General features: G+C 43.9%; 26 protein-coding genes and 1 riboswitch. Of the genes, 8 read left to right on the top strand and 18 right to left on the bottom strand.

Features of this window, described 5'->3' with window-relative positions; all coding sequences use genetic code 11:
- Positions 1-87 precede the first annotated feature (87 nt).
- From fabF to LD028_RS04920, 4 genes are all read right to left on the bottom strand, one after another.
- Positions 88-1,329, bottom strand: a complete 1,242-nt coding sequence (gene fabF, locus LD028_RS04935) for a beta-ketoacyl-ACP synthase II (RefSeq protein ID WP_077427639.1) — start codon at positions 1,327-1,329, stop codon at positions 88-90.
- Positions 1,330-1,361: 32 nt separating this feature from the next.
- Positions 1,362-2,294 carry a beta-ketoacyl-ACP synthase III gene (locus tag LD028_RS04930; RefSeq protein WP_006318848.1) on the bottom strand — a complete coding sequence of 311 codons (933 nt, stop codon included), beginning with the start codon at positions 2,292-2,294 and terminating at the stop codon, positions 1,362-1,364.
- Positions 2,295-2,401: 107 nt separating this feature from the next.
- Positions 2,402-3,361 (bottom strand): BMP family ABC transporter substrate-binding protein, encoded by a 960-nt coding sequence (locus LD028_RS04925; protein WP_370642763.1) that lies wholly within the window; start codon positions 3,359-3,361, stop codon positions 2,402-2,404.
- Positions 3,362-3,445: 84 nt separating this feature from the next.
- On the bottom strand, positions 3,446-4,147 hold the full coding sequence (locus tag LD028_RS04920) for a hypothetical protein (RefSeq protein ID WP_171699829.1): 702 nt from the start codon (positions 4,145-4,147) through the stop codon (positions 3,446-3,448).
- A gap of 139 nt (positions 4,148-4,286) precedes the next feature.
- Between LD028_RS04920 and LD028_RS04915 the strand changes: the two genes are divergently transcribed.
- Positions 4,287-4,466, top strand: a complete 180-nt coding sequence (locus tag LD028_RS04915) for a YjzD family protein (protein WP_006318851.1) — start codon at positions 4,287-4,289, stop codon at positions 4,464-4,466.
- A 26-nt stretch (positions 4,467-4,492) separates the two neighbouring features.
- Here LD028_RS04915 and clpB read toward each other — a convergent pair whose 3' ends face one another.
- The 9 genes from clpB to argC all read right to left on the bottom strand — a co-directional run bounded on the left by clpB (position 4,493) and on the right by argC (position 16,767).
- Entirely contained in the window at positions 4,493-7,066 is a 2,574-nt protein-coding gene (gene clpB, locus LD028_RS04910) for an ATP-dependent chaperone ClpB (RefSeq protein WP_255706400.1), read from the bottom strand.
- A gap of 85 nt (positions 7,067-7,151) precedes the next feature.
- On the bottom strand, positions 7,152-7,331 hold the full coding sequence (locus LD028_RS04905; RefSeq protein WP_003395421.1) for a YjzC family protein: 180 nt from the start codon (positions 7,329-7,331) through the stop codon (positions 7,152-7,154).
- Positions 7,332-7,420: 89 nt separating this feature from the next.
- A complete protein-coding gene (argF, locus tag LD028_RS04900) occupies positions 7,421-8,365 on the bottom strand; it encodes an ornithine carbamoyltransferase (RefSeq protein WP_237811135.1) in 945 nt (314 codons plus the stop codon).
- A complete protein-coding gene (locus LD028_RS04895) occupies positions 8,362-11,466 on the bottom strand; it encodes a carbamoyl-phosphate synthase (glutamine-hydrolyzing) large subunit (RefSeq protein WP_237811134.1) in 3,105 nt (1,034 codons plus the stop codon). The genes argF and LD028_RS04895 overlap by 4 nt, the downstream gene beginning before the upstream one ends.
- Entirely contained in the window at positions 11,459-12,526 is a 1,068-nt protein-coding gene (locus LD028_RS04890; RefSeq protein WP_237811133.1) for a carbamoyl phosphate synthase small subunit, read from the bottom strand. The genes LD028_RS04895 and LD028_RS04890 overlap by 8 nt, the downstream gene beginning before the upstream one ends.
- Before the next feature lie 49 nt (positions 12,527-12,575).
- Positions 12,576-13,733 (bottom strand): acetylornithine transaminase, encoded by a 1,158-nt coding sequence (locus LD028_RS04885; RefSeq protein WP_237811132.1) that lies wholly within the window; start codon positions 13,731-13,733, stop codon positions 12,576-12,578.
- The gene (gene argB / locus LD028_RS04880; protein ID WP_077427652.1) at positions 13,730-14,488 is read right to left on the bottom strand and encodes an acetylglutamate kinase; all 759 of its coding nucleotides are present in this window, start codon (positions 14,486-14,488) and stop codon (positions 13,730-13,732) included. Before argB ends, LD028_RS04885 begins: the two co-directional genes overlap by 4 nt.
- A 12-nt stretch (positions 14,489-14,500) precedes the next feature.
- Positions 14,501-15,727, bottom strand: coding sequence for a bifunctional ornithine acetyltransferase/N-acetylglutamate synthase (argJ, locus tag LD028_RS04875; RefSeq protein WP_237811131.1), 1,227 nt, complete (start codon positions 15,725-15,727; stop codon positions 14,501-14,503).
- Positions 15,728-15,741: 14 nt separating this feature from the next.
- Positions 15,742-16,767: an N-acetyl-gamma-glutamyl-phosphate reductase gene (gene argC / locus LD028_RS04870; protein WP_237811130.1), complete on the bottom strand. Its 1,026-nt coding sequence runs from the start codon at positions 16,765-16,767 to the stop codon at positions 15,742-15,744.
- 173 nt (positions 16,768-16,940) lie between these two features.
- Between argC and LD028_RS04865 the strand changes: the two genes are divergently transcribed.
- Positions 16,941-17,624 (top strand): Crp/Fnr family transcriptional regulator, encoded by a 684-nt coding sequence (locus LD028_RS04865; protein WP_237811129.1) that lies wholly within the window; start codon positions 16,941-16,943, stop codon positions 17,622-17,624.
- Positions 17,625-17,664: 40 nt separating this feature from the next.
- On the opposite strand, the gene LD028_RS04860 is transcribed toward LD028_RS04865, so the two are convergent.
- Both LD028_RS04860 and LD028_RS04855 read right to left on the bottom strand, forming a co-directional pair.
- Complete coding sequence (locus LD028_RS04860) at positions 17,665-18,372, bottom strand: YwiC-like family protein (protein ID WP_237811128.1); 708 nt, start codon at positions 18,370-18,372, stop codon at positions 17,665-17,667.
- Positions 18,373-18,439: 67 nt separating this feature from the next.
- Positions 18,440-19,195, bottom strand: coding sequence for an alpha/beta fold hydrolase (locus tag LD028_RS04855; RefSeq protein WP_237811127.1), 756 nt, complete (start codon positions 19,193-19,195; stop codon positions 18,440-18,442).
- Positions 19,196-19,303: 108 nt separating this feature from the next.
- On the opposite strand from LD028_RS04855, the gene LD028_RS04850 reads away from it, so the two are divergent.
- The 3 genes from LD028_RS04850 (at position 19,304) to LD028_RS04840 (ending at position 20,527) form a co-directional block, all read left to right on the top strand.
- Positions 19,304-20,110 carry a Cof-type HAD-IIB family hydrolase gene (locus LD028_RS04850; RefSeq protein ID WP_237811126.1) on the top strand — a complete coding sequence of 269 codons (807 nt, stop codon included), beginning with the start codon at positions 19,304-19,306 and terminating at the stop codon, positions 20,108-20,110.
- A gap of 89 nt (positions 20,111-20,199) precedes the next feature.
- On the top strand, positions 20,200-20,352 hold the full coding sequence (locus tag LD028_RS04845; protein ID WP_162829817.1) for a hypothetical protein: 153 nt from the start codon (positions 20,200-20,202) through the stop codon (positions 20,350-20,352).
- 1 nt (position 20,353) lies between these two features.
- Positions 20,354-20,527, top strand: coding sequence for a DUF3813 domain-containing protein (locus tag LD028_RS04840; RefSeq protein ID WP_006318885.1), 174 nt, complete (start codon positions 20,354-20,356; stop codon positions 20,525-20,527).
- 23 nt (positions 20,528-20,550) lie between these two features.
- On the opposite strand, the gene LD028_RS04835 is transcribed toward LD028_RS04840, so the two are convergent.
- A complete protein-coding gene (locus LD028_RS04835) occupies positions 20,551-21,384 on the bottom strand; it encodes a YitT family protein (RefSeq protein ID WP_006318886.1) in 834 nt (277 codons plus the stop codon).
- Positions 21,385-21,471: 87 nt separating this feature from the next.
- On the opposite strand from LD028_RS04835, the gene LD028_RS04830 reads away from it, so the two are divergent.
- Together LD028_RS04830 and LD028_RS04825 are read left to right on the top strand one after the other, a co-directional pair.
- A complete protein-coding gene (locus LD028_RS04830; protein WP_237811125.1) occupies positions 21,472-22,335 on the top strand; it encodes a DegV family protein in 864 nt (287 codons plus the stop codon).
- A gap of 29 nt (positions 22,336-22,364) precedes the next feature.
- Positions 22,365-22,490 (top strand): DUF3941 domain-containing protein, encoded by a 126-nt coding sequence (locus tag LD028_RS04825; protein WP_003395443.1) that lies wholly within the window; start codon positions 22,365-22,367, stop codon positions 22,488-22,490.
- A gap of 27 nt (positions 22,491-22,517) precedes the next feature.
- Here LD028_RS04825 and LD028_RS04820 read toward each other — a convergent pair whose 3' ends face one another.
- Positions 22,518-24,170 carry a methyl-accepting chemotaxis protein gene (locus LD028_RS04820; RefSeq protein WP_237811124.1) on the bottom strand — a complete coding sequence of 551 codons (1,653 nt, stop codon included), beginning with the start codon at positions 24,168-24,170 and terminating at the stop codon, positions 22,518-22,520.
- A 12-nt stretch (positions 24,171-24,182) separates the two neighbouring features.
- Positions 24,183-25,148, bottom strand: coding sequence for a BMP family lipoprotein (locus LD028_RS04815; RefSeq protein WP_237811123.1), 966 nt, complete (start codon positions 25,146-25,148; stop codon positions 24,183-24,185).
- Positions 25,149-25,316: 168 nt separating this feature from the next.
- Here LD028_RS04815 and LD028_RS04810 point away from each other — a divergent pair, with 168 nt between their 5' ends.
- On the top strand, positions 25,317-25,808 hold the full coding sequence (locus LD028_RS04810) for a YajQ family cyclic di-GMP-binding protein (protein WP_021094041.1): 492 nt from the start codon (positions 25,317-25,319) through the stop codon (positions 25,806-25,808).
- A gap of 90 nt (positions 25,809-25,898) precedes the next feature.
- Positions 25,899-26,000: riboswitch (SAM riboswitch) on the top strand.
- The last annotated feature ends 23 nt before the right edge of the window (positions 26,001-26,023 follow it).

The raw sequence follows: 26,023 nt of genomic DNA, 5'->3' as shown, positions 1-26,023 counted from the left end.
AAAAAGAAAAGAAGAAAAAATTCACGAGGAAAGTGAACTTTTTCTTGACTCCCCACTTTTTCAACACTTTGAAGGATGAGGAAAGCCTCATCCTTCATATTTTTTGAAAATGATCGTCGCATTATGGCCACCAAAACCGAGCGAGTTGCTTAATACAGCACGCACATTTTGTTTGCGGGCAACGTTTGGTACGTAATCTAAATCGCATTCTGGATCTGGTGTTTCATAGTTAATCGTTGGCGGAATAACGCCATCGTAAATGGATAACACGGAGAAAATCGCTTCAACAGCCCCTGCTGCCCCGAGCAAATGCCCTGTCATCGATTTTGTCGAGCTGACCGCTAGTTTATACGCATGTTCACCAAATACTTCTTTAATCGCCATCGTTTCGTATTTATCGTTATACTCTGTGCTCGTTCCATGTGCGTTAATGTAATCGATGTCTTCTGGTCGCATGTTCGCATCATGAAGCGCTTGGCGCATCGCGCGGACGCCGCCTTCTCCGCCCGGTGCTGGCGCGGTAATATGATACGCATCGCCTGTCGCACCGTAGCCGACAATTTCTGCATAAATGCGTGCACCACGTTTTAACGCATGTTCGAGTTCTTCTAAAATAATAATGCCTGCCCCTTCGCCCATAATAAATCCGTCACGATGTTGATCGAACGGACGGCATGCTGTGTTCGGATCAGGGTTAAACGAGAGCGCTTTTGCAGCGCTAAATCCTGCAAACGCCATATGTGTAATCGGCGCCTCTGTTCCGCCTGTAATCATCACATCGGCGTCGCCACGTTCAATTACTTTGAACGCATCGCCAATCGAGTTCGTTCCTGTGGCGCAGGCGGTCACCGTACATGAGTTTATTCCTTTCGCTCCAAGCATAATCGACACTTGTCCGGCCGCCATATCTGGAATCATCATCGGAACGAAAAACGGGCTGACGCGACGATACCCTTTTTCTAAAAATGTCTTCAGTTGTTCTTCGTACGTTTCCATCCCGCCGATACCTGAACCGATCCATACGCCGACGCGCGCAGCGTTATCCTCCGTAATTTGTAAATTTGCATCTTTTACTGCCATCATCGAAGCAGCGACCGCATATTGCGTGAAACGGTCCATTTTGCGCGCTTCTTTTTTATCAATAAATTGTTCGACTTGAAAATCTTTCACTTCTGCCGCCACTTTCGCAGGAAAATCGTCCGCATTTAACCGTGTAAGCGGACCGATGCCCGATTGTCCTGCCACGATGTTTTTCCATGTCGTTTCCACATCATGTCCTAACGGTGTGACAGCCCCTAATCCCGTGACGACGACTCGTCTTTTTTCCATCACACATCACTCCTTTGTTTCATCATACATCGTTATTTGCCCCAACGCAACGCAATAGCTCCCCACGTTAATCCACCGCCAAAGCCGACCATAATGATGAGATCATCATCTTGAATGCGTCCAGCTTCTACTTCTTCAACGAGCGAAATCGGAATCGATGCAGCGGACGTATTTCCGTATTTATTGACCGTAATCGACATGCGATCGATTGGGAGCTCTAACCGTTCGCGCGCCGCTTCCATAATGCGAATATTCGCTTGATGCGGAATTAAAAAGTCAACATCTGCTTTCGTCAATCCTGCTTTTTCTAATACGCGAATGCACGACTCGCCCATTTGACGCACCGCAAACTTAAACACTTCTCGTCCGTTCATCACAACAAAATCGTCTTGATATAAATATTTTCCGCCTGTACCGTCCGCTCCTAGCTCAAACGACACGATACCACGACCTTCAGACACTTTTCCCATCACGACAGCGCCTGCGCCGTCTCCAAACAACACCGCTGTGTTGCGATCCGTCCAATCAACAATTTTTGATAATTTTTCCACACCTACAACAAGCACATATTTGTACGTATTCGTTTCGATAAATTGCTTCGCGGTCACCATCGCATACATAAATCCTGCGCATGCTGCGCTCACATCAAGCGCTGCCGCACGCACCGCCCCAAGCTTTTCTTGCAACATACATGCGACAGATGGAAAAGCGCGATCTGGCGTCACCGTTGCTACTAAAATGAGATCAATTTGTTCTGGCGAAATGCCCGCATCATCAAGCGCGCGCTTTGCTGCGATATAGCCCATATCGGACGTATCGATATCGTCTGACGCAATGCGCCGCTCTTCAATGCCTGTGCGCGTCCGAATCCATTCATCGGACGTATCCATACGTTGTTCTAATTCTTTATTCGTCACAATACGTTCCGGCAAGTATCGTCCAATTCCAATAATTCCTGCACTCACGGAAATATCGTCTCCTTTTATTATCAAACTTTATTACTTGGTACTAATTTTACTTTCTTTTTTCGTTTCGTGCAATAAAAAAATGAGGTGCTTACTCGACACCTCATTTACTCATTCGGCAATTTTCCCGTTGCTTTATATCGCGTAATCGCTTTTTTTATTTTTTGCTGAAACGATTCCTCGACAAATGGGCTAAACGTGCCGAGTTCGATGACACCGTCTTGAAAGTCGACATATGTCGTCCCAGCTTTTAACTTTCCATCTATAAATTTTTTCGCAACGAGTTCATACAGTTCGTCGACATGTTGGACGGTGCTTGTCAGCACTGTTCGTTCCCCTAGATCTGCTTGGTCTGTTACATATCCGATCGCATAAAGCCCATATTCTTTCATTTTTTCAATAATCGGCACGCTGAATTTATCGCCAGCGGGATATATGACATCTACGCCATCTGCGATCATCCGCTCAGCAATCGCCAAAGCTGTATTTATGTCATCCCAATTTTGCACATATTCAACGTCGACATGGGCATTTTCGTTTTCATATAACGCTCCTTCGAAAAAACCGTCCACTTCCGGCTGCCATTCAAATGCAGCAATCACGCCAATGTTATTCGTTTTCGTCATATGTCCTGCGACCATGCCGCCAAAAAAGCCCATCGCATGTCCTTGGAAATTGAAGCTTGTGACGTTTTTCTTTTTCGCCTCTCCGTTAAAAAATACAAAATGAATATCTGGATATTTGTCCGCAAGATCATGAAAATATTGTCCATACTCGCTTCCATGCCCAAAAATTAAATTGACTCCTTTTCGGTGAAACTCTTTCACCGCATGTGCCGTAGCGGCCTTCGAGTTGACCCCTTCACGATAAAACACGTCCGCTCCAAACTTCGCTTGAATACGAAGCAACCCTTTATATCCTTTCGTTCCCCACACTTGATCGTCGATCGTATCCGAAACGAGCAAACCAACCTTTTGTACATGTCCCGATGATAATTGAGCAGGAGCGCAAGAAACTAACATAAAAAGTAGTGCAAAAATGAAATATGTATATCGCCACATCAACATGCAACACTCCTTTTTCTGTTTCATTTTTTATTTTACTTGCTTTCTTTCTGATCGGTAAAGAAAAAATCCCCACGGGTATGGGGACTATACGTCATTATATCGTGCATAAAATGCATGAATCGCTTGGGCAAACGTATATTTTTTTTCCGGCAAGTGATAGGACACAGGAACACCGTATGTTTGCGCATATGATCGTGCATGAATCGTTGGTGGATATGGATTTATGCCTGATACTTGCCAAATTTTCATCGGCACAATCGGCGGATAAAGTGGTGGAAGCCATCGTTCAACTTCTTCTTGCCCATACGCTTCCTTGAGTTGACGCAACAACCGTTTATAAAAAAATTTATGTTCTTTTTCATATTGCAGTTGCGCCTGTAAATGTAAACAAGGATTTAATAGCGCAATTGCACGTATTTGATCATGCAAATCGTTCATTAATTGCAAAGCGACAAGCGCCCCCATTCCTTCCGCCAACACATAAATGCGTTCATTTAAAATTTCTGTTTTTAGCACATAATAAATTAGCTGCTTCGCTAGTTTCACCGCTTTTGGACTTCCCCAATTGGCACCGTACAAATGCGAATAAAAAATCGTATATCCATGTTGTAATAAATCGTGCAACAACTTGTTTTTTCCAACATGTTGCATCCATAAGCTCGTTTTATCGTCGACAAAGTGAGAAACGTCCCCTAAAAGAAGTAAACCAAATCCGTTCGGTCGATCTGGAACATGAATCGCACACCATTGCTCGCTAAATTGGAAAAATCGTTGCTTATCTGTCATAATCGTCCACCTTAAGCACATCATTGTACAATATATCGTATGCGATTTTCTTTTGCGTGTACTAGGCGTTATAATTTTTCGTTTTCGCACATCCATCATTTATGTTAAGATAAAAAAAGAGTGCAAAGGAGGGAGTTATATGCGCATTTTTTGGACGTTTTTTTGGACGTTTTTATTAGTCAACATGTTGACATACGTCGTTAGCTCCATGATCGGTGTGGCGTACCATTTCGCAACCGGTACAACATTGGCAGTCATTGCAACCGTTCTCATTTTGTTAATCGCGCAACTTATTCCAAACGACCCTGTCCATCATTAAAAAAAGGATAAACGGCATCTGTCCGTTTATCCTTTTTTTACAACTAATTGATCACCTTCGACATCGATCGTCACCGCGTTATAGTCTCCGATATGCCCAGCGACAATTTCACGCGCAAGCTTCGTTTCGATATGTTTTTGAATAAACCGTTTGAGCGGGCGAGCACCATATACATGATCAAACCCATGTGTCGCAATGTACGTTTTCGCCTCGTCCGTTAACGTGACTGTGATGTGACGCTCCGCTAACCGTTCTTCTAATTGTTTGATAAACTTCTCTACAATGCCTTTTACTTCACGTACAGTTAACGGCTTAAATAAGACAATATCGTCGATGCGGTTTAAAAACTCTGGTCTAAAATGCGCACGTAACTGTTTTAACACTTGTTCGCGCGCTTCTTCGTTTACCTCCCCATGCGCATCGACCGCTTCTAACAACGTGTGCGAGCCAATATTGGACGTCATAATGACGACTGTATTTTTAAAGTCAACCGTTCTTCCTTGCGAATCCGTCATGCGACCGTCGTCTAACATTTGCAGTAAAATGTTAAACACTTCTGGATGCGCTTTTTCAATTTCATCAAGCAAAATAACCGAATATGGCTTTCTGCGCACCGCTTCGGTTAGTTGTCCCCCTTCTTCGTAGCCAACATATCCTGGAGGCGCTCCAATTAAACGAGATACTGCATGTTTTTCCATATATTCCGACATATCGATACGAATCATTTGTTGTTCGCTATCAAACAACGCTTCCGCTAACGCTTTCGCCAATTCTGTTTTTCCGACACCTGTCGGACCGAGGAAAAGAAATGAACCGATCGGACGATTTGGGTCTTTCATGCCTGCACGCGCGCGCAACACCGCATCACTCACTAGCTCAACAGCTTCGTCTTGTCCGATAACGCGTTCATGTAAAATATTTGAAAGCCGCAATAACTTTTCTCGCTCGCCTTCCACGAGTTTTGTCGTCGGAATGCCCGTCCATTTTGACACGATTGTCGCGATTTCTTCTTCCGTTACTTCTTCACGCAACAGGCGTCGTTCGTTTTCACTTTGTTCCAATTGTTTCAATTGCTTTTCAAGCTGTGGAATGCGTCCGTGACGAAGTTCTGCTGCTTTATTTAAATCGTAATTGTTTTCTGCTTCTTCTAACTCACGCTTTGCTTTTTCTAACTGTTCACGCAACGTGCGCACGTGTTGAATCGCTTCTTTTTCTTTTTCCCATTGCGCTTTCATCGCGTTTGCTTTTTCGCGCAAATTCGCCAGCTCTTGCGATAGCGCCTGTAAGCGTTGTTTGCTCGCTTCGTCTTGTTCTTTTTTAAGCGCTGCTTCTTCAATTTCCAATTGCATCATTTTTCGCATTACTTCATCAAGCTCTGTTGGCATCGAGTCAATCTCTGTGCGAATCATCGCGCACGCTTCGTCAACGAGGTCAATCGCTTTATCAGGTAAAAACCGATCAGAAATGTAACGATCTGATAACGTTGCCGCCGCCACAAGCGCCCCATCGTGAATGTTGACGCCGTGATGAATTTCAAATCGCTCTTTTAATCCGCGCAAAATTGAAATTGTATCTTCGACCGTCGGCTCTTCGACGAGCACTTGTTGGAAACGACGTTCGAGCGCTGGATCTTTTTCAATATATTGACGATATTCATCAAGCGTCGTCGCTCCGATACAATGCAATTCCCCGCGCGCAAGCATCGGCTTTAGCATATTTCCAGCATCGAGCGCACCGTCTGCTCGCCCTGCACCGACAATCGTATGCAGTTCGTCAATAAATAAAATGATGCGACCTTCGCTTTTCTTTATTTCATTTAATACCGCTTTTAACCGTTCCTCAAATTCACCACGAAATTTCGCACCAGCAATAAGCGCACTCATATCGAGCGCAAAAATCGTTTTATCTTTCAATCCTTCTGGCACGTCTTTTCGGACGATACGCTGCGCGAGTCCTTCGACAATTGCCGTTTTACCAACGCCCGGCTCCCCAATTAAGACCGGATTGTTTTTCGTCTTGCGCGATAAAATGCGAATGACGCGGCGAATTTCGCTATCTCGGCCGATGACCGGATCTATTTTTCCCGCTTTTACTTCTGCGACTAAATCGCGACCGTATTTTTGCAACGCTTCGTATGTAGCTTCCGGATTTGGACTAACCACGCGTTGATTCCCCCTTATTCCCATAATCGTTTGTAGTAGCTTTTCTCGGTCAATACCGTAGCGCGACAATATTTGTTTCGCTTCTTTATCATCAACGAGCGTAAGCAACAAATGTTCAACCGATACATATTCATCTTTCATTTGTTTCGCTTCTTGTTCTGCCCGCACAAGCCATTGTTGTAAACGATTTGTTACATATATTTTTCCCGCCTCTGAACTCGAAATGACTTGCGGCTTCTTATTCAGCTGTTTTTTCCATTCATCTAACAACGCCGCAACAGGAACGGACATTTTCTCGCATATGCGCCGTGCAAGCCCATCTTCTTGTTCAAAAAGCGCGATGCATACGTGTTCAACATCGACTTCTTGATGTTGATTTTCCGTTGCTAGCGTTTGTGCACGCCCGAACGCCTCTTGCACTTTTTCCGTCATTTCCATCGTTCTCACCCCTTTGACTTTGACTTTATTTGACCTTTATCTATTACGTATTATAACGAGAAAGCCACCCTTATGCAAGGATGGCTTACGGTTTTGGAAAGTACGTCCAAATGCGATTATGATTTGACGTCTCAGGGAAACGGTCACCTGCTTTTAGCTTTAATTTTTTCGGGTTTTTTACTTGATCCCCTGTTTCACCAATTTCAATATATATCCCGTTGTTAGGTGCTTTTTGTCCCGGACGAAAATGTCGACTTTGTCCCATCCGTATCCCTCCTCATCGTCTCATCATTTTATAATATGTCCGTTTGGCTTCGGAAACATGATGAGAAATAACGGATGGGCATCCAAATGCTACAGCAACGAAACGAGTAATGCTTTTTGTGCATGAAGACGATTGCCTGCCTGTTGGAAAATGTACGACTGTTTTCCATCGATGACACCTTCCGTCACTTCTTCTCCACGATGGGCTGGCAAGCAATGTAAAAACATAAAATCTTGTTTCGCTCTTTGGACGAGTGCTTCATTCACTTGAAACGGTGCAAATATGTGCATCCGTTCGTTCGCTTCTGCTTCTTGCCCCATGCTTGCCCATACATCAGTGTATACGACATCCGCATCAGTAATCGCCTCGTACGGATCGTTTGTGACAACGATCGTCGCTCCGCTTTCGTTTGCGATCTGCTTCGCTTCTTTAACAATCGCTTCTTTCGGCTCATATCCTTTCGGTGAAGCGACCGCACAATGCATGCCGACTTTTGCAGCAGCCAGCATTAATGCGTGTGCCATATTGTTTCCATCGCCAATGTAGGCTAGCTTTAGTCCTTGTAGTTTTCCTTTCGCTTCATAAATCGTCAATAAATCAGCAAGCGCTTGACACGGGTGATCGTCATCAGTTAACCCGTTAATAACTGGAATCGTCGCATAATGAGCAAGTTCCTCGACTTTTTCGTGCTCAAATGTGCGAATCATAATGGCGTTGACATATTCGGACAATACGCGCGCCGTATCAGCAATCGTTTCCCCGCGCCCAATTTGCAAATCGCGACTGCTTAAATGAAGCGCATGTCCGCCTAATTGCACCATACCTACTTCGAACGAGACGCGCGTTCTCGTTGACGGCTTTTCAAAAATCATTGCCAACGTTTTGCCGCTCAACGGCGTATACCGCTCCCCATTTCGTTGTTTTTCTTTTAATTCAACAGCTAAATGAAGCAAATATTCAATTTCTTCTTTTGAATAATCCGCTAACGTTAAAAAATCTTTTCCTTTTAATTGAATGGTTGCTGTCATGTTCATTTTCTCACCACTTCACTTATTGTTTTTAACCAATCTTGAATCGAACAAACGGAAAAATCTTTACTTGACCATGCTTGTAAAAACAATTTCGCTGTTTCTTCTTCCGTTAACACGAGCACATGGCGAGCGAGCGCTTGTTTTCTTCGCCCCGCACTTTGTTCATCACGCATAAAGCTAACGAACGCAAGCGCCTCTTTTTTCGCGATCCATTGTTCAAACGGCTCATCTGTTACAATCGTTACTCCTTGTTGTTGCGCTTGTTCAATAAACGACTTCGCATCCGCTGGCGCATCGACGTATATTTCATGCGCCTCTTTTTTCTTCACGAGATATGGATAAAACGCTTTGTATGCCGCTTCTTCGATCGTTTTGGCGATGCTAATGCCTTCGCCTGTCGATTTCATTTCTGGCCCAACGAGCGGGTCGACACCCGGCAGTTTGTATGTCGAAAACACCGGATATTTTAAGACAACATACGGAATACAAACCGTTTGTTTGACGTCTTCCGACAAATATTTCCCAAGCAATACGTTTGTCGCATGTTGAACCATCGGTACCCCTGTCACTTTACTAACAACTGGAACGGTACGACTTGCCCGCGGATTCACTTCTAATACGTACACTTCGCCGTCTCGTACGATAAACTGAACGTTCATTAATCCTTTAAAATAAAGCTTTTTTGTGATTCGTTTCGTATAGTCGATCATTTTTTCTTTTTCTTCTTTCGTAAACGATTGAGCAGGCAACAACGCATAACTATCGCCCGAATGCACCCCCGTTTTTTCGACATGTTCAATGATCGTCGGAACAAACGTGTCATATCCGTCACAAATCGCATCAAGCTCGCCTTCTTTTGCGCGCACATATTCGTCAATTAATACAGGATAAACGATGCCTTGCTCTACAAGGGCAGAAAGCTGTTGTTTATCGTGAACAATATGCATTCCTCGTCCGCCAATGACATACGATGGGCGAAGTAAAAGTGGATATCCAATTTCTTCTACTTTTCTCCATAATTCCGTTTCATCGTTTGCCATCGCCCCTTTCACGTGCGGGATGTCAAGCGATTGAAGCAACGTATAAAAACGCTCCCGATCTTCCAACTGATCGATCGTATCGCTATTCATTCCAATGATGGAAACGCCATACGCTTCAAGTTTGCTTGCTAAATTAATGGCCGTTTGCCCACCAAATTGCACGATGACCGCTTCAACGTTTTCCGCTTCCACCACATTTAATACGTCTTCGACGGTGAGCGGTTCAAAATATAAACGATCCGCTACCGTAAAATCGGTACTTACCGTTTCGGGATTGTTGTTGATTAAAATCGCTTCATAACCCGCTTGTTGCAAAGCGTACACACAATGAACAGAACTGTAATCAAACTCGATCCCTTGCCCAATGCGAATCGGTCCTGAACCGAGAATAAGCATTTTCGGTTTGTCGCTCGTTTGCACTTCGCTTTCGCCAAAATAGGTTGAATAATAGTATGATGTTTCAGCTGAAAATTCTGCTGCGCACGTATCGACCATTTTATAAGCTGGAACAATGCCATATGTTTTTCTTTTTTCGCGCACATCTTTTTCAGCGACGTTCCATATATGAGCTAAATACGCATCAGAAAATCCTTTTTCTTTTAACGTCCGAAACGTTTGTTCATCAATCGAATGAAGCGTCGTTTCTTTCGCTCGTTGTTCAAGCGCAATGAGCTGAGCAAAACGCGTTAAAAAATACAAATCGATTTTCGTCCATTCATATATTTGCTCCGTTGACATGCCGCGCCGAAGCAGCTCTAAGATCGCAAAAAAGCGCCGATCGTCTCCCGTTTTTACGATGTCAATTAACACCTTCGTCGGCTGTTTCGCCATTGTTAGTGAATATAAGCCAATATGGTCTAACTCAAGCGAATGAAGTGCTTTTTGCAACGCTCGCTCGAAATTGCGGTCGATCGCCATTACTTCTCCTGTCGCTTTCATTTGCGTCCCGAGACGACGATCAGCAAACGAAAATTTATCAAACGGAAAGCGCGGAAATTTGACGACGACGTAATCGAGTGCAGGCTCAAAGCTCGCATACGTATGTCCCGTCACCGGATTAATAAGCTCGGCTAGCGTATAGCCGACCGCCAATTTCGCCGCCATTCTAGCGATCGGATAACCGGTCGCTTTCGATGCGAGTGCAGACGATCGACTCACACGCGGATTGACTTCAATTAAATAATACTTTTTACTTTTCGGATCGAGCGCAAATTGAATGTTGCATCCACCAACAACGCCAAGCGCCGAAATAATTTTAATCGCAGCGGAACGCAACATATGATATTCGACATCCGTCAACGTTTGCGACGGGGCAACAACGATCGAATCGCCCGTATGAATACCGACAGGATCAATATTTTCCATATTACAAATCGTAATGCACGTATTCGTATGGTCGCGCATCACTTCATATTCAATTTCTTTAAAACCCGCGACGCTCCGTTCCACTAAACATTGCGTAATCGGGCTTTCCTGCAATCCTTTTGTGACAATGTCAACAAGCTCATCCATCGTTTCGGCAATGCCACCACCTGTTCCACCGAGCGTATATGCCGGACGGACGATGATCGGAAACCCGATTTGTTTTGCGAATTGCACCGCTTCTTCAACTGTCGTTACAATTTCGCTTTCTGGCACCGGTTCATTTAATTCATACATTAACGCTCGAAACGCTTCGCGGTCTTCACCACGTTGAATCGATTCAATCGGTGTACCGAGCAAACGAACGTTATATTTTTGTAAAATACCACGTTCATGGAGCGCAAAAGCCAAATTCAGTCCGGTTTGCCCGCCAAGCGTAGCCAACAGCCCATCGGGTCGCTCTTTTGCGATAATTTTTTCCATATTTTCAACGGTCAGCGGCTCAAAATATACCGCATCCGCATGCACTTCATCGGTCATAATTGTCGCAGGATTGTTGTTTGCTAAAATGACGCGGTATCCTTCTTCTTTCAATGCTAAACAACCTTGCGTTCCTGAATAGTCAAACTCCGCTGCCTGCCCGATGACGATCGGCCCTGAACCGATGACAAGAATCGAGCGAAGCGTTGTATCTTTAGGCATACACTTTCTCCTTTCTTGCTGCTTTCATCATGTCGACAAATTCTGCAAAAATAAATTGCGTATCATTCGGTCCTGGATGCGCTTCGGGATGGTATTGCACACATAAAATCGGTTTCGTTTCATGGACAACGCCTTCGACCGAACCGTCGTTCACATTAATAAACCGAACAGAGAGCGGCGTATGAGCTAAACTTTCTGCTTTCACGACATAGCCGTGATTTTGTGACGTCATCAACACTTTTTTCGTTTTCGCATCATATACCGGCTGATTCGCCCCGCGATGCCCAAACGGCAATTTTTCCGTATCCCCCCCGTAAGCGAGCGACACGAGCTGATGTCCTAAACAAATCGCAAGCGTCGGATACCGTTCAATGACAGCTAAAATATTTGGTAGCTCACGCGACAACTGTTTCGGATCCCCCGGTCCGTTCGATAACAACACCCCGTCAGCATCGAGTTGCTCAACCGTTTGGAACGGCGTATTGTACGGAACGACGGTGACACGACACCCATAATCGATTAACGACTGAACGATTGATTTTTTGTAGCCAAAATCAAATAAAACAACATGCATATGACCGTCTCCGTACGTTTGTACATCCGATGTACTAACGAGTGGAACAGGCGCTCGTTCCTCCATTTGCACGCTCGCCTGTCGGCTCGTTGAAATGACAGCAGGCATCGCCCCATGTTCACGAATTTGTTTCACAACCGCTCGCGTATCCACGTGCGTAAGAAGGGGGACGTTCCATTTTTGCAAATATTGCTTGAGGCTATAGGCCGCTTCGTAATGATGTCCCGTCTCTTCTGCTTCATAAACGATGACAGCTTTTACATGCGGCTGTTTGCTTTCAAAATCGACTTCATTAATCCCGTAATTTCCAATGAGCGGATACGTAAAAACAATCATTTGATTTTTATACGACGGGTCTGTTAACACCTCTTGATATCCTGTCATTCCTGTAAAAAAGACGACTTCTCCCGCAATATCTCCCGTCCACGCCGTTTCTAAATTGCCGACAAACGTTTTGCCGTTTTGTAAATGTAAATACGCTTCCATTTCAACACCCCAACCGAATGTTTATTAAACAAAAAGAATTTTTATTCATTTATGCGTATAAAAAATTGCGTTCATATAACGTTAACGCTTCTTGTAACATATCAACTGCTTCATCAAGCTCTTCTTTCGTGACAACGAGCGGTGGTAACAGACGAATCACGTTCGGCCCTGCGGCTAAAACAAGCAATCCTTTATCGTGAATATGTGGTAAGATGTTTGCGACTGGTTCGCGACATACAATACCAATCATTAACCCTAAACCGCGTACTTCTTGAACGATGTGAACGTCTTTTAATTGCTCGGCTAATTTACTCTTGAAATATATTCCTTTTTCCTGCACTTGTTGTAAAAATGACGGCTGTGCTACGATCTCAAGCGTTGCTTTTGCTGCTGCCATCGCCAAAGCGTTGCCCCCAAACGTAGAACCGTGTACGCCAGCGCTAAATGTTGAAACGACATGTTTTTTTCCGATCATCGCACCAACAGGAAATCCGCTTCCTAACCCTTTCGCCATCGTAATAACATCAGGTGAAATGTCAAACTGTTCGTAAGCGAATAACGTTCCTGTCCGACCGATGCCCGTTTGCACTTCATCGACAATCAACAATGCTCCATACGTTTGACAAAGCTGTTGTGCTGCCTGTAAAAATGATTTTTCTCCGACGACAACGCCGCCTTCACCTTGCACGACTTCCACCATGACAGCCGCTACCGTTTCATCCATTTCTCTCTGAAGGGCATCGATATCGTTAAACGGTACATACACAAACGTCGGCAACAACGGGCCAAAGCCGTCATGAATTTTCGCTTGCCCTGTTGCTGACATCGTCGCAAATGTACGCCCGTGAAACGATTGTTCACACGTAATGATTTTCGAACGTCCCGTATGTTTGCGTGCAAGCTTGATCGCCGCTTCGTTTGCTTCCGCTCCGCTATTGCAAAAAAATACTGCATCGCCAACAGAATGTTGAACGAGAAGAGAAGCGACTTCTTCTTGAATCGGGAGATGAAATAAATTGGACACGTGCCATACTTCATTTAGTTGCGCCTCGAGGGCTTGTTGCACTGCAGGATGGCGATGACCGAGATTGCATACGGCAATCCCTGCGACAAAATCGAGATATGATGTTCCGTCTGTTGCGATAAGTTTCGTCCCCTCAGCTTTTGCCACCGTAATCGGGAATCGTTGATACGTTGGAAAAATCATACGTACACCTCTTTCTTCATCATCGTTCCATGCCACGTTCCTTCTTTATAAAATGAAGCCTTTCCGCTCACAATCGCCACTTCTTGAACCGAATGGAGCGCGTGAAGAGCAGCTTTTACTTTCGGAATCATTCCACCTGAAATTGTTCCATCAGCCATCATTGCCTCAATCGTTTGAGCAGTTGCTTCTTTAACAACTTCTCCATTTTTTAAAATACCAGCGACGTCTGTGACAAAAACGAGTTTGTCAGCCGAAAGCGCCTGCGCAATGGCAGAGGCGGCTGTATCGGCGTTAATGTTGTACGTTTGTCCACGTTCATCCACACCGATTGGCGCAATGACAGGGACGTATCCGTGACGCAACAACATATGCAACATTTTCGCATGAACGTGTACGACTTCTCCTACATAGCCGAGCGTTTGTACGTCGATCGGTTTCGCTTGTAACAAGCGATCGTCGACACCGGACAAACCAACCGCACGAATGCCGTTTGTTTGCAAAAGTGAAACGAGCGTTTTGTTCACTTTTCCGTTTAACACCATTTCAACAACGTCTAGCACGTCTTTTGTCGTTTTTCGCAAGCCGTTGACAAATTCGGACGGAATGTTGAGCGCCTGTAACAAATGCCCAATGTCTGGTCCACCACCATGAACGATGACAACATCAAGTCCACTTTCTCTTAGTTGTTTAACGCTCGTAAAAAACGATGGAGATAACTCATGAAGCACACTGCCGCCGCATTTAATGACAATCACAACGATCCCACCTTATGTGCGATAGCTCGCATTAATTTTAATGTAGTCGTACGTTAAATCGCATCCCCATGCGATCCCTTCTCCTTCGCCGACATGCAAATCGACTGTAATCACCACGACATCTTCCATTAGAACGGCTTTCGCTTCTTGTTCTGAAAACGGCATCGGTTGGCTTTGTTTTAACATGTGAATCGAACCGATCCATACGTCGACACAATCTGGTTTGATGTATGCTCCGCTATGTCCAATCGCACCGATAATACGCCCCCAATTTGCATCTGCCCCATATACTGCTGTTTTCACTAAATTCGATCCGACGATATGTTTCGCCGCCCATTTCGCTTCTTCGTCTGTTTTTGCTCCTTTTACACGCGCCTCAATTAATTTTGTTGCGCCCTCACCGTCGCGTGCAATTTGCTTCGCTAAATGTTCACACGTTTGGCGAAGCGCCTCATAAAAGTTTTCCCAATCCGGATGTTGCGGGGAAAGCGGCTCATTGCCTGCCAATCCGCTTGCCATGACGATGACCATATCGTTTGTTGACGTTTCTCCGTCGACCGTAATTTGATTAAACGACACATTTGTAATGGAGCGCAGCGCATCTTGTAATACGTCCGATGGGATGTTCGCATCCGTCGTAATAAAAGCGAGCATCGTTGCCATATTTGGATGAATCATCCCCGAACCTTTTGCCGCCCCTGCAATAGTCACGACTTGACCGTCTACAACCGTTTCGTAACACGTCTTTTTCATAACAAGGTCAGTCGTTAAAATGGCAGTTTGAAAATCAACTGCACTATCCCATTCCGCCTTCGGTTTCAATTTTGGAATGCTCGCACGAATTTTTTCCATCGGCAAATACTCACCAATGACTCCTGTCGATGCGACCGCTACGAGATGCTCATGAAGTCCAAATGTTTCCGCACACAACTTCCGCATTTCGTACGCATCTTGTAATCCTTGTTCTCCTGTACATGCATTCGCATACGCGCTATTGACAATGACTGCTTGAAGTTTTTGTTCTACCGCAATGCTTTGTTTCGTCACTTGCAAAGGGGCTGCTTGAAACACATTTTGCGTATACACTGCCGCACATGTTGCCGGCACGTCGCAAACAATCACCCCTAAATCTTTTTTCGTATAACGCAGTCCCGCATGCACACCAGCGGCTTGAAATCCTTTCGGTGTAACAATCGTTCCATCGGCTATATATTTTACTTTTTTTTCTTTCACTTTCACTTTTCTCCCCCCATTTACGGATACATCGGCATCGCCGTCAGTCCCGTTTGTTCGTCGAATCCAAACATCACATTTGCATTTTGAACGGCTTGCCCTGCCGCTCCTTTCATTAAATTATCGATCACGCTCACAACAGTAATGCGATTCGTGCGCTCATCATAAGCAATCCCAATATCACAATAATTTGAGCCATATACGTCTTTCGTACATGGGAACGATCCAGCTTCCCGCACGCGCACGAACGGGCAATGTTTGTACGTTTCTTCATATAACTCTATTATTCTATCAACCGATACGATACATGCCGCTTCCGCATATATCGTCGCCATAATGCCGCGCGTCATCGGAATTAAATGCGTGCTGAACGTAATCGGCCCAATTTGGTCATTCCAATCGCCTAACATTTGTTCAATTTCAGGAATGTGTTGATGCGTATTCACTTTGTATATTTTTACGTTTTCATTCGTTTCTGCAAAATGAACGCCAAGCGACACCCCGCGCCCTGCACCAGACACACCTGATTTCGCATCGACAATAATCGAATCAGAAACAACCCATTTTTGAATGACAAGTGGCGCTAATCCGAGCAACGTCGCTGTCGGGTAACAGCCGGGATTGGCAACGACATTCGCCTTCGCAATATGCTCACGATTCCATTCCGTTAAACCGTATACAGCCTGCCTAAGCATTTCTTCACCCGGTGGCGTTTTTTTATACCATTTCGCATATACGTCCCCGTCACGCAAACGAAAGTCTCCGGATAAATCAACAACTTTATGCCCTGCTGCCAGCAATTTCGGCGTCCATTCGCTCGATACGCCAGGTGGCGTCGCTAAAAACACAAGCTCGCCTTCGATATCGTCGCTTCGAATATCACGCAAGACGAAACGCTCCTCGATATGCGGATACACGTCATGTAGCGAAACACCTGCTTGTGAAGATGAATGAACAGAAGCGACATGCATATGCGGATGCTGTTGCAATAAGCGAATGAGTTCAATTCCCCCGTATCCTGTCGCTCCAATAACGGAGACTTTCATTAACCTGTTCCCCACTTTCTGTATATTTTATAAATTTAGTTATCATTATAATACTGCATAAAAATAAAATCAAATGTATATTTAAATATTTTTCGTTTTTCCCATTCATTTATTGACGCCACATCTGTTTTTCTTTTTAATGGAATTAGATAACAACAAAAGGTGGTTAGCATATGACAATTCAACCGATCTCCTTATCCGAGCTTCTTTCCCTCCCTCACCATACGATCGACATTCAAAAAGGAGAATATATTTTTCGTGAAGGAGAAGCGACAAGCGAGCTGTATGTTGTATGTACAGGAAAAGTACAATTGAGTAAAACAACCGATGAAGGACGCGAACTATTGCTGCGCATTTGTGAGCAAGGGGATGCGTTTGGGGAGATCGTACCGTTTCAACCGATATGCGTTTGTACCGTTAGCGCTAAAATGATGGAGGCGGGGACGTTAGCTGTCATCAACAAGCAACAACTCGAAGAAAAATTGACGACAGACCATGCGTTTGCGTTGCAGTTTATGCAATGGATTCATTTACAATTGCAACGGATGCAAACGAAAGTGCGCGATTTAATTTTGCACGGAAAAAAAGGCGCGCTTTATTCCACACTCATTCGTTTAGCGAATAGCTACGGCGTTGAAACAGAAGACGGTATTTTTATCGATCTTCCGATGACGACACAAGAACTCGCCAATTTTTGTGGCAGTGCACGCGAAGTCGTCAGCCGCCTGTTGAAAGAATTAAAAGAGCGTGGCGTCATTTCTTTCGAGAAAGGGAAAATGACGATTTACGATATACAATTTTTAAAAGATGATATTCGTTGCGAAGGTTGTCCAATCGACATATGCAACATGAAATAAACGGGTGTCCGAAAAATGAAGACACCCGTTTTGCATCATATTAATAAACGATCATCACAACAAGCGCAAAATAAACAGCATTAACAATTTCGTAAATCCCTACTTTTTTAATTGACAACGCTTTTCCATAAAAATAAATCGCCCGTACGGCGCTTGGCACATACGCGAAGGCAAGCCAACCGTTTCCCGTTGCAACACATGCGACAATGATAAATAGATGAAACAACCATGACGCCCACTTATAGCGTGGATTGTTTTTTTCGCGAATCATCGTTTTCACGTAAAATGTACTTCCGATAAAAAACAAAACAGAAGCAATAAATAAAAACAACGCTTTTTCATCTATATGTCCTGTACCGATGTAGTAACTCCCAAGTCCACCAATGGAAAAGTTGATAATGGCAGCGACATCGTTTACAAACGCACGCTCTTTTTTCTTTTTCGCGAAATACATATTTACAATAAAGAACGGAAGCATCGCTAAACCGAAATAAATGAGCGATGGTTTGTAAGCAAGTGGAAACGCGACAAAAATAAGCGCGAGCAACGTATATGTTGCAAACCATTTTTTATGACGAACAGTTGCTTGTTTTTTTATCATTAACGTCCATATATATGTGGCTAAATATAGGAAAAACCATGCGACAAATAACGGAAAATGAAGCCATGTCGCTTGACCGATATCGATGCCGAATAAAAACGGAATAAGTAACATCGCCCAAGCGCCATGTTGTTTTGGAATCATCATACCCCCTCCTTCATCTTCGATTGTACCACTCTCCTTCTTTTTTCTTTGTGACGCTTATCACACATTTTTATAAATGTGTGACAAACCATTGAATCGTTTGTAAAAACGCTTCGCGCGTCACTTTATGTCCCGCATGTTCATCAATTCGCATCGTAAGCGGCTGATGAAACGGCTCAATTTGTTTATAAAAGGCGTATGTATAATCAAACGGAACGACATCATCTTGTTTTCCGTGCCAAATAAAAAGCGGACGGCCATTTAATTTTTCAGGCTGCAATGACAAATCGTATGTCATTAACGTGTTGCGCAACGATTCAAGTTGCTGCCTAGAGAGCGGTAACGTCATCCCTTTTCTTTCTGCAAATTGCAATTGTAAATCAAAAAACGTTTGATAGCACGGACTTCCCATCAATGAGCCGGCGACGCGAATCCAATCGTATTGCGTAAGTGCCCCGAACGTCACAATGCCCCCCATCGATGTACCAACGACGCCAATGCGCTCACGATCGACAAGGTTTCGTTCGACTAGTTCATTTTTTATGTCTTCTAATTCACGAATAGTCGTTAACACAATATCCCAAAACGACAAATGAAGTTCAGCGTCAGAAAGCGGATTTGGACGTTCCCCGTGATACAGCGCATCCGGCAACACGACGCGATATCCAGCTTCGGCAAGCAAATAGCCGAAATGAAGATTATGTTCTTTTGCGCTCGTAAATCCATGAATAAAAATGACAAGTGGACGCATATGATGGATATCATCTTCTTTTACGACATGTAAGCAAGGAATGTTTGCGATCGACTCGCGAATAATGGATACCATGTTCTCATCTCCCATATGATGTTTTAACATTATATTACCATATAGACAAATATTTTGGAAAAACGATACACTGAATGAGGAATAATTTTAACGAAAAGGGGAACGGTTATGGAACAACATTTAATTGCAATTGATTTAGATGGGACGTTGTTAAAAGATGATAAAACGATTTCTTCACGTTCTTATGATGTTATTCAAAAAGCAAAAGAGGCGGGACATGTCGTCGTCATCGCAACAGGTCGCCCGTATCGCGCAAGTAAAATGTATTATGAACAACTCGACTTAACGACGCCGATCGTCAATTTCAACGGTGCATTCGTTCATCATCCGAAAGATGACAGCTGGGGAATGTACCATACGCCACTTCAGTTAGAAACAGTAAAAGAAATTGTTGAAGTGAGCCGAAAGTACAACGTGCGCAACATTTTAGCTGAAGTGATGGACGATGTTTATTTTCACGAACATGACGAGCAATTACTTGATTTGTTTAATTTAGGAAATCCAAATGTATATATCGGAAACTTACGTGACATTTTACGAAAAGATCCAACGAGCATTTTAATTTTATCTGACGAACAAAACGTCGAGCGCATCCGCACATATTTGTCTGAAGTGCACGCAAACGTCATCGACCACCGCAGTTGGACAGCCCCGTGGCACGTCATTGAAATCGTCCGAAGCGGCATCCATAAAGCAGTCGGTCTTGAAAAAATTGCTTTCTATTACGGTATTCCACGCGAGCGCGTCATCGCTTTTGGCGATGAAGATAACGATATCGAGATGTTAAAATGGGCTGGATTAGGTGTCGCGATGGGCAATGCGATTGAACCGCTAAAAGCGGTCGCAGACGATGTGACAAAAACGAACGAAGAAGACGGGATCGCTGTTTATTTGCAATCATTATTAAAGTTATAAAAAATTCCCTTACGTATTGTGACGTAAACATGAACAAACTATCATCGACGCCATATGCGTCACAAGCGGCAAACAAGGGGGCATGTCGTGTGGGCAAACGAAATAAATCAAAACGTTTCGTTCAACAAGGTGCTGATGCGGTTTATAAACATGATGAGCGCATTCCTTATCATATGACGTATGAAGAAGCGGAACGACGCAAAGCAGAAAAGGCGGATCATACGAATCTCGGGGGATTTTAATATGGGTAATCCGTTATTTCAACAAGCAAAAAAAGCGGTCGCTAAAGCAAAAGAAGAAAAAACAGAACGCGCCATCGCTGTGGCGAAAAATGCGCTCTCATCCGCCTTTGCGAATGCGAACGATGCGGAGCGAAGACAGTTGCACGATTTGCAAGATGAGCTCGATACATTGTAAAAAGCTGCGCGTCACGCGCAGCTTTAATCTTTTCGGAAAAACCCGACAACTTCTGTCGTTTGCATAATGTTTGTAAACGCCTTTGGATCGACTTCTTTAATAATTCGTTTTAAATCAAACAACTCATAACGTGTAATAACGATCATTAGCATATCTTTATCTTCGTTTAAAAATGCCCCTTTGGCCGGAATGACGGTAATGCCGCGAATCATTTGTGACTTGATCGCTTGCTTCATCTCTTCCCCTTTTGTCGTAATAATAAGTGCGGTAAGCTTTTGATGGCGCGTATGAATCGCATCGATGACACGCGTCGTCACATACAGCGTCACAAGCGTATATAACGCCTTTTCCCAACCGTACATATATCCAGCGGTTAAAATAATGATGGAGTTGAGTGCAAAAATGTACGTCCCAACAGAGCGATCGTTTACGCGCGACAACACAAGGGCAATAATATCTAAGCCGCCTGTTGACGCCCCCCATTTTAACGTCCAACCCGTTCCGACTGCCGCAATCACCCCGCCGAATACTGCATTCAGTAAAATATCTTCAGAAAGTGAACGAACCGGGATAAGCTCAAGAAAGAGCGACATGACTACAACGCTTAAAAAGCTATAAAACGTAAAAGATTTCCCTACTTTCTTCCATCCTAAAATAGCGACCGGAATGTTGAATAAAAAAAGCAACAAACCTGTCGAAAGCGCATAAGGTGTGTAGTCGCCGACAACTTTCGAAATAAGCTGCGCCGCTCCAGCAAATCCACTCGTATATACGTTCGCTGGAATTAAAAATAAATTCATGCCGATGGCGTTTAATAATCCGCCAATGACGACGACAAACAGTTTTTTTACGTCCACAGAACATCCTCCTACAAAGCACTAAAATTGTTTTTTTTCCTTATAACCGCTACACTTAAAATAAGTATGTACATAGGGGTGATTGAAATGAATATTAAAATTATAGCGGATAGCGGGTGCGATTTGCCACTTTCTTTTATAAAAGAAAAACAAATTGCTTTTTTACCGTTAGCTGTTCATATAAACGGTCACGACTACGACGACCAACTAACGATTCAACCAAAGCAAGTGTACGACGCGATGCGTAACGGAGATGTACCGAAAACGTCGCAAGCAAAACCAGCGCAAATGGAAGAGCTATTTACGACGCTCGCCAAAGAAAACATTCCTGCCATTTATATCGCCTTTTCCTCTGCTTTATCCGGTACATATCAAACAGCGGTCATGATAAAAAACGATGTGCTTGAACGATATCCTGACGCGAAGTTAACGGTTATCGACTCGAAATGCGCATCGCTCGGTCTTGGGCTTGTCGTGAAAAAAGCCGTTGAGCTTGCAGAAAGCGGTATCGCATACGAAGATGTCGTGACGACCATTGAAACGTATTGTCGCCATATGGAACATATTTTTACCGTTGATGACCTACAATATTTAGCGCGCGGCGGTCGCGTCAGCAAAACAGCAGCATTTGTCGGCGGGGTACTAAACATTAAACCACTTCTTCATGTCGAAGATGGGAAGTTGATTCCGATTGAAAAAGTGCGCGGGCGGAAGAAAGTACTAAAGCGCATGGTTGAGATCATGCGAGAGCGCGGAGCAGACGTGCAAAACCAGCTCATCGGTATTAGCCATGGCGACGATGAGCAAACGGCGCTCGAACTAAAAGCGATGATTGAAGAAACGTTCGGCTGCAAACAATTTTTCATTTCTGAAATCGGCGGCGCCATCGGTGCACATTCCGGCCCAGGTACAATTGCCCTCTTTTTCTTGAATAAACAGCTTGCGCAATGACTACACTACCCCTTAAAGGGGGCGAACATATGACGAGCGATAACGACAAAAAAGCAAAAGACAATAACGCGAAACGACACGAGAAAAATATGGAACGCGAAAAAAACCGCCAAGCTGGCAAACGCGCCTATTCAAAAGAAACGAACCATTTGTAAAAAAGATGCTCGCGCGGAGCATCTTTTTTACTTCATTTGAAACTTTGCCATCATTTTTTGCAAGTCGTCTGTTAGTTGGCGCAACGTCGTTACTTTTTCGCTCATTTTTTTGAACGCTTCTAATTGCTCAACCATCGACGCAGCAATTTCTTCGCTACCTGCTGCGGACTGTTCGACAACGGCACTAATGCTTTCGACATTTTGCAAGACGTTTTTACCAAGCTCTTTCGATTCGTCCATACCGATCACAAGCGCTTGCATGTCTGTTGTAATATGTTGTACTTTACTTTCAATTTGTGCAAACGCATCGGTTGTCGTCTCAATCGCTTTCGTTTGCGCTTCCGCAATATTTACCCCACGGCGAACCGCCTCGGTCACATTCGTTAATCCCGATTGAATGAGCTGCACCATCTCAAAAATTTGATTTGTCGCTTTCGACGATTCTTCTGCAAGTTTGCGCACTTCTTCAGCGACGACGGCAAACCCTTTGCCTGCTTCTCCTGCTCGCGCCGCTTCAATCGCTGCATTTAACGCCAATAAGTTCGTTTGTGTCGCAATATCAGATACCGCTTTCGCCATATCTTCAATTTTGCTTGCATACGCCGCAAACTGTTCCGTCGATTGTTCGATTGAGGCGGTCGCCTTGGCATTTTCATCAATAAATGTTTTTTGTTCTGCTAACGCTGCTTGACCGTGCACAATCGCTTCTACCGCTTCGTCACTATAACGCGCCGCTTGTTCCGTACGCGCAACGTTTTGTTGTACAGTTCCTTCCATGCGTTCAATGAGCTGTACTGCACTTTGCAAGTCTTCCGAAATGCTTTGCGCCCCAGCGGATAATTCATTCGTCGAGACAGCGACTTGATTGTTAATTTCTGTTAACATTTTTGTTTCTTCATCAATTTCTTTCGCAAACGTCTCGACTTGCTTACTTACTGTATCGACCGACTGAAGCAAACCGTTCAGTTGATCAGCCATCGTTGTAAACGCTGCATTTAAATCAGCAAGCTCATCTTTCCCGTTATATTTCACAGGCTCGATGCGCAAATTGCCGCTTGCGATTTGCTTCGCGTTTTCAGCAATTTTTTTGAGCGGCGTCGTAATTTTTTGTGTTAAACGGAATCCGCTAAATCCAGCAAACAATAACACGATGACGATCGCAACGAGCGAAATGGTAATAACACCTGAAATTTGTTTTTGTAACGTTTGTTGCATATACGTATAATATTCAGCGACATATGTGTTCACAACGTATACGTCGTTTAACACCCCTTCCGCACGCATCGACTGACGGCGAATTTCCGCTACATTTCGCGCATCAAGTGCCGCTGTTGCTTCCGCATCAAGCGCCGCAAATTTTTTATTCGCCTGTTCAAGTGCAGAACGGAAATACGGTTGAGTTAATCCTTTATTTAACGCTTGAAGTAGCTTTTCCGATTCCGCTAAATGAACAAGCACTTCTTGTTTATTTCCTTCTGTCGGGCTATACGCATAGTTGCTTAAACTTTGCTTCGTCGCTTTCAATTCTGCTTGTAAATGTTGCGCCTTCATCATGAGTGGCACAAAATCTTGGTTTGACGATTGAATCGAAAGCATATTCATAATAATAAACACAATAATGGCGCCCGCAATAACTGGCGTAGCTAATGAATGAAATAACAATCGCTGTTTAATGGACATCGTACCCCTCCTTTATTTTGCGATGCCGTTCGTCGCTTTTTCTTTCCATTTTTCAAGCGTTGCTTGTTGTTCTGGAGTGAATGTCACAACGCGAATCGGTGCTAAATCAACACCGTTTTCTTTTAAGCCGAGTTCGACCGTCCCTTTAGGCACTTCTCTCTTTTCGACATATTGTTGAATGACCGTATATAGCGCCACATCGACATTTTTTAACATCGATGTCACAACCGCTTTTTCCGCATAAAAATATTGGTCGCTGTCGACACCGATCGCATATTTTTTATTCATCTCCGCTTCGCGCAATACGCCAACACCTGTAAACCCTGCTGCTGCGTACAACACGTCGGCACCGTTTCCGATCATTTGTTTCGCGATTTGTGCCCCAAGTTTATCATCACCGAAATTGCCGGCATACACTTCTTGCACGCTTGCTTCTGGCTTCACCGCTTTTACCCCTTGAATAAAGCCGTTTGCAAATTTGCGAATTAATGGCACATCCGCTCCGCCAACAAAGCCAACGTTGTTCGTTTTCGTCAACATGCCAGCGACGACGCCCGCTAAAAAGCTTCCTTCATCTTCTTTAAACGTAATCGAAGTGATGTTTGGCAAATCAGACACCGCATCAATTAATATAAATTGCTGTTTCGGATATTTTTTCGCGACTTTTTCTAAATCTTGTTGCACCATAAACCCAAGTCCGATGACGAGATCGTTTCCAGCTTCAACAAGTTCCGTTAGCCCTTTTTCATACGTTCCCGTTTCTTTTAACTCGCGATAGTCAAAAAAGACGCCAAGTTCATCACGCGCTTTCATCAATCCTTTAAACGCCGAATCGCTAAACGATTGATCACCGAGTCCGACGTCCGACAACATAATGCCCACTTTTATTCGCTCTTTCGGTTGAAAGGAACTCGTTTGTGAACACCCCGCGGCAACGAGTAAAACGATTGCCACGATGAGTGAAAATACTTTTTTCATAAAATTTCCTCATCTCCTTACTATTCAATTAAATCTCACTTCATTTATTATATCGACATCGTTCGACGTTTTGTTTACTTTTTATATATAAAAATTTTGTAAAGTTGTTCGTATGACAACAATCGACTATAATGGAAGCACAACGAATTTATAATTGAGGTGATCGTCATGTCGAAAGAAAGTTCGTTTGATATCGTGTCAAAAGTCGATTTGTCGGAAGTCACAAACGCCGTCAACATCGCGTTAAAAGAAATTCAAAACCGCTACGACTTTAAAGGGAGCAAAAGCGACATTTCGCTTGAAAAAGATGAGCTTATTCTCATTTCTGACGATGAATTTAAGCTTGAACAACTGAAAGATGTGCTCATCGGCAAACTTATTAAACGTGGCGTCCCTACAAAAAACATTCAATACGGAAAAGTGGAAGCTGCGTCTGGCGGAACGGTGCGCCAGCGTGCGAAACTCGTTCAAGGCATCGACAAAGACAACGCGAAAAAAATTAACACAATCATTAAAAATACAGGGTTAAAAGTAAAAAGTCAAATTCAAGAAGACCAAATTCGCGTCAGCGGCAAAAGTAAAGACGATTTGCAAAAAGTAATCGCCGCGATTCGCGAAGCAGATTTACCGATCGACGTCCAATTCGTCAACTACCGTTAAGAAGGCGCGCTGCCTTCTTTTTCTTTTCTAATTAAAAATAGTTGAATATTTCTAAAAAATCAGTTACATTTATGAGTAACTTCATACAACATCTTATCGAGAGAAGGGGAGGGACTGGCCCGATGAACCTTCAGCAACCTGACGATCGTCAAGGTGCTAAGTCCAGCAAGCGATTCGCTTGGAAGATAAGAAGGAGCGCGTCACGTCTTCTTCTT

Origin of the sequence: Anoxybacillus sp. LAT27 (genome assembly GCF_022030075.1) — a bacterium.
Taxonomy (GTDB): Bacteria; Bacillota; Bacilli; order Bacillales; family Anoxybacillaceae; genus Anoxybacillus; species Anoxybacillus kestanbolensis.
The sequence above is the reverse complement of the archived record's forward strand: the minus strand, read 5'-3'. Positions and strand labels throughout refer to the sequence as shown.